This is a genomic window from Streptomyces sp. NPDC058231 (assembly GCF_042882275.1).
Lineage (GTDB): Bacteria > Actinomycetota > Actinomycetes > Streptomycetales > Streptomycetaceae > Streptomyces.
This window is the reverse complement of the sequence record NZ_JBHVWN010000143.1, coordinates 1-4,361: the sequence shown is the minus strand read 5'-3', so window position 1 is coordinate 4,361 and position 4,361 is coordinate 1. Positions and strand designations below refer to the sequence as shown.

Here is a 4,361-nt window from a genome sequence, read left to right as displayed (position 1 = left end):
CCACGCCACGGCGGGTGCGGAGCCGCTCTCCCGCCCTACGGGCGCCGCCGCAGGTGCTACTCGACGGTGACGGACTTCGCCAGGTTCCGCGGCTTGTCGATGTCGCGGCCCATGGCCAGCGCCGTGTGGTACGCGAAGAGCTGGAGCGGGATGCCCATCAGGATCGGGTCCAGCTCGTTCTCGTTCTTCGGTACGACGATGGTGTGGTCGGCCTTCTCCTGCACCTGGTGGGCGACCGCGAGGATCCGGCCGCTGCGGGCCTTGATCTCCTCCATCGCGGCGCGGTTCTTCTCCAGCAGGTCGTCGTCCGGCACGATCGCGACCGTCGGCATCGCGGGCTCGATCAGGGCCAGCGGGCCGTGCTTCAGCTCGGACGCCGGGTAGGCCTCGGCGTGGATGTACGAGACCTCCTTGAGCTTCAGCGACGCCTCGCGGGCGACGGGGTATCCGCGCACCCGGCCGATGAACATCATCGACTTGGCGTCCGCGTACTCCGCGGCCAGTTTCTTGATCTCGTCCTCGTTCTCGAGGATCTCGGTGATCTGCGCGGGCAGCCTGCGCAGCCCGTCGATGATCCGCTTGCCGTCGGCGACCGACAGGTCGCGGATCCGGCCCAGATGCAGCGCGAGCAGCGCGAATGCGACCACGGTGTTGGTGAAGCACTTGGTGGAGACGACGCAGACCTCGGGGCCGGCGTGGACGTACGTGCCGCCGTCGGCCTCCCGGGCGATCGCCGAACCGACCACGTTGACCACTCCGAGGACGCGGGCGCCCTTGCGCTTGAGCTCCTGGACGGCGGCCAGCACGTCGTAGGTCTCGCCGGACTGGGAGACCGCGACGTACAGGGTGTCGGGGTCGACCACCGGGTTGCGGTAGCGGAACTCGGAGGCGGGTTCGGCGTCCGCGGGGATGCGGGCCAGCTCCTCGATCAGCTGGGCGCCGATCTGGCCCGCGTGGTACGAGGTGCCGCAGCCCAGGATCTTGATCCGGCGGACTCCGCGCGCCTCACGGGCGTCCAGGTTGAGACCGCCCAGGTGCACGGTGGAGAACCGGTCGTCGATGCGGCCGCGCAGCACCCGGTCGACGGCGTCGGCCTGCTCGGAGATCTCCTTGTGCATGTAGGTGTCGTGGCCGCCCATGTCGTACGACTCGGCCTCCCACTCCACGGTGGTCGGCGTGGCCGTCGTGGACGAGCCCTCCGTCGTGTACGTACGGAAGTCGTCGGCCTTGAGGGTGGCCATCTCGCCGTCGTCGAGGGTGACGACCTGGCGGGTGTGGGCGACGAGCGCGGCGACGTCGGAGGCGACGAACATCTCCTTCTCGCCGATGCCGAGGACGACCGGGGAGCCGTTGCGGGCGACGACGATGCGGTCGTTGAAGTCGGCGTGCATGACGGCGATGCCGTACGTGCCCTCGACCGAGCGCAGCGCCTCGCGGACCTTCTCCTCCAGGGTGTCCGCCTGCGCGCGGGCGATCAGGTGGACCAGCACCTCGGTGTCGGTCTCGGAGAGGAAGACGATGCCGTCGGCGACGAGCTTCGCACGGAGCTCGGAGGCGTTGTCGATGATGCCGTTGTGGACGACGGCCACCTTGTGGTCGGCGTCCAGGTGCGGGTGCGCGTTCTCGTCGCTCGGGGCGCCGTGGGTGGCCCAGCGGGTGTGGGCGATACCGGTGGTGCCGGTGAAGCGCTTGGGGACGCGGGCCTCCAGCTCGCGGACCCGGCCCTTCGCCTTGACCATCTTCAGCGCGGCGGGCTTCCCGGCCGACGCCTTTCCGGTGATGACGATGCCCGCGGAGTCGTAACCCCGGTATTCCAGCCGCTGCAGTCCTTCCAGCAGCAGCGGAGCCACATCACGCTTCCCGATGTATCCGACGATTCCGCACATAGAGTCTCTGCCCCTCCATCGATGTCACTGTGGTGCCCGCTGCTCAGCCGTAGACGATGCGGCGCAGCTGGCGGAGCGAGAGCTCCGGCGGCGCCACCGCCCGGTGCGGCAGCTCGGCCGCGATCCGCTCGAAGATCTCCGCGTTCACCAGGCCACCGGACTGAAGTTCGCGGTGGCGGCGGCGGACGAAGGCGTCGGTCGTCTCGTCGAAGTACGCCAGCACGTCGAGGATCACCCGGGCGGCTTCACCGCGCTGGAGCGTGGTGGAGCGAACCAGGTGGTCGATGAGGTCGTCGTGCGACGAGCGACGTTCGGGCACTCGTCGATATTGCGGCGAATGGCAGCCTTGCGCAACAAATCTGCCCGATATCGGGCAGGAGTAGGTGCGATTACGCTCCCTGATGGGCTCGGATCGGCGTCGCGACCGCTCGACGTCACTCAGCGGCACCTCGGGGCGACTCGTTCGGAGGCAGTGAACTCGTCGTCGGTGAGTAGCGCGGCCTGATGCGGTGTGCCGAGCGCGCGCGATCGGTCGGCTGGTCCAGGTGCCGGGGCGCCGGAGGATTTCCGCCGTGCGGCAGATTCCGGCGGCCCCGGAACGGGGAAGTGGTCTACACCTTGACCACGCGTGGGGCCCCCGGTACGCATGGTGATGGTTCGTTGCTCAGGAGATCCACAGGTGTGAACCCGTCGAAAGGGACCCGGCTTGTGAGACTGCACAGGACACAGCGCACCGCACTTCCCCGTCTGCTCGGCTCGCTGCTGCTCGTCGCAGCGGCCGGTATCTCCACCGCCGGCGCGGCTCCGGGAGGGCAGGGTGCGCACGGCGGCCCGGTCACCGCCGCCGCGCCCCGTCCGCTCGGGCAGATCGTGCCCGCCCCCGCCCAGGTGAAGCCGGGCGGATCCCCGTACACCATCACCTCCGGAACGAAGATCCGTGTCGGCGACGGCTCCCGCGAGGCCCGGCGGGTCGGCGACTACCTGGCGGGCGTGCTGCGGCCCTCCACCGGGTACGCCCTTCCGGTCACCGGCCGCGACGGCAGCGACGGCATCCGTCTCCGGCTCGGCTCCCACGACAGCGAGCTGGGCGCGGAGGGCTACACGCTGAAGTCCGGCCACGGCTCCGTCACCATCACCGCGCGCGGGGCGGCAGGACTCTTCCACGGCGTCCAGACGCTGCGTCAGCTGCTCCCGGCGAACGTGGAGAAGCACAGCCGTCAGACGGGGCCGTGGCGGATCGCGGGCGGCACGGTCACGGACGCGCCGCGTTACGCGTACCGCAGCGCGATGCTCGACGTCTCCCGGCACTTCTTCTCCGTCGCCGAGGTCGAGCGCTACATCGACCAGTTGGCCCTGTACAAGATGAACAAGCTCCATCTGCATCTCTCCGACGACCAGGGATGGCGCATCGCCATCGACTCCTGGCCGCGGCTCGCCACGTACGGCGGGCAGACCGAGGTCGGCGGCGGCATCGGCGGTTACTACACCAAGAGCGACTACAAGGAGATCGTCCGGTACGCCTCCTCCCGCTATCTGGAGGTCGTGCCGGAGATCGACCTGCCCGGCCACACGAACGCGGCGCTGGCCTCGTACGCCGAGCTGAACTGCGACGGTGTCGCGCCGCCGCTCTACACCGGGACGAGCGTCGGATTCAGCTCGCTGTGCGCCCCGAAGGCGATCACGTACGACTTCGTGGACGACGTGGTCCGCGAGCTGGCCGCGCTCACCCCGGGCAAGTACCTCCACATCGGCGGCGACGAGGCGCATTCCACCAGCCACGACGACTACGTGACGTTCATGAACAAGGCGCAGGCCGTCGTCGGCAAGTACGGCAAGACCGTGGTCGGCTGGCACCAGCTGACCGGGGCCACACCGGTCAAGGGCGCGGTCGCCCAGTACTGGGGTTACGACGAGACGGGCGCGGCCGAGCGTCAGCAGGTGGCGGACGCGGCGAAGAAGGGCACCAGACTGGTGCTGTCGCCGGCCGACCGGACCTATCTCGACATGAAGTACGACAAGGAGACCAAGCTGGGTCTGTCCTGGGCCGGCTACGTCGAGGTGCAGCGCTCCTACGACTGGAACCCGGCCACCTACCTCGCAGGCGCACCGCAGAGCGCGGTCCTCGGTGTCGAGGCGCCGATCTGGTCGGAGACGCTGACGAACAGCGACCAGATCGAGCAGATGGCGTTCCCCCGGCTGCCGGGCGTCGCGGAGCTGGGCTGGTCGCCGGAGTCCACGCACGACTGGGACACCTACAAGGTGCGGCTGGCGGCGCAGGGGCCGAGGTTCACGGCGCTGGGCATCGACTACTACCGGTCGCCCCAGGTGCCGTGGCCCGCGGGATGAGCTGACCCGGCGTCCGGCCGGCGCTCCGCAGCCGGTTCGCCGGGCGGGCCTGAACCTCATGGCCCCCCCGGCGGCCGGGGCGGGTTCGTGCGGCGGGGGGGGGGCGCCGGTCCGGGGGGCGGCGCGGTG

Annotated in this window: 3 protein-coding genes; 1 reads left to right on the top strand and 2 read right to left on the bottom strand. The window is 70.0% G+C overall.

The genetic code is table 11. The annotated features are described in order from the left end of the window. Positions 1-56 precede the first annotated feature (56 nt). Positions 57-1,886 (bottom strand): glutamine--fructose-6-phosphate transaminase (isomerizing), encoded by a 1,830-nt coding sequence (glmS, locus tag ACFVXE_RS38680; protein ID WP_389678447.1) that lies wholly within the window; start codon positions 1,884-1,886, stop codon positions 57-59. A 43-nt stretch (positions 1,887-1,929) separates the two neighbouring features. Further along, positions 1,930-2,205, bottom strand: coding sequence for a hypothetical protein (locus tag ACFVXE_RS38675; protein ID WP_389678446.1), 276 nt, complete (start codon positions 2,203-2,205; stop codon positions 1,930-1,932). Positions 2,206-2,594: 389 nt separating this feature from the next. Between ACFVXE_RS38675 and ACFVXE_RS38670 the strand changes: the two genes are divergently transcribed. Then, entirely contained in the window at positions 2,595-4,232 is a 1,638-nt protein-coding gene (locus ACFVXE_RS38670) for a beta-N-acetylhexosaminidase (RefSeq protein ID WP_389678445.1), read from the top strand. Positions 4,233-4,361: the final 129 nt, after the last annotated feature.

Excerpts from the sequence above, each read along its gene's own strand:
- glmS (WP_389678447.1), bottom strand. The coding sequence starts at position 1,886 with ATGTGCGGAATCGTCGGATACATCGGGAAGCGTGATGTGGCTCCGCTG.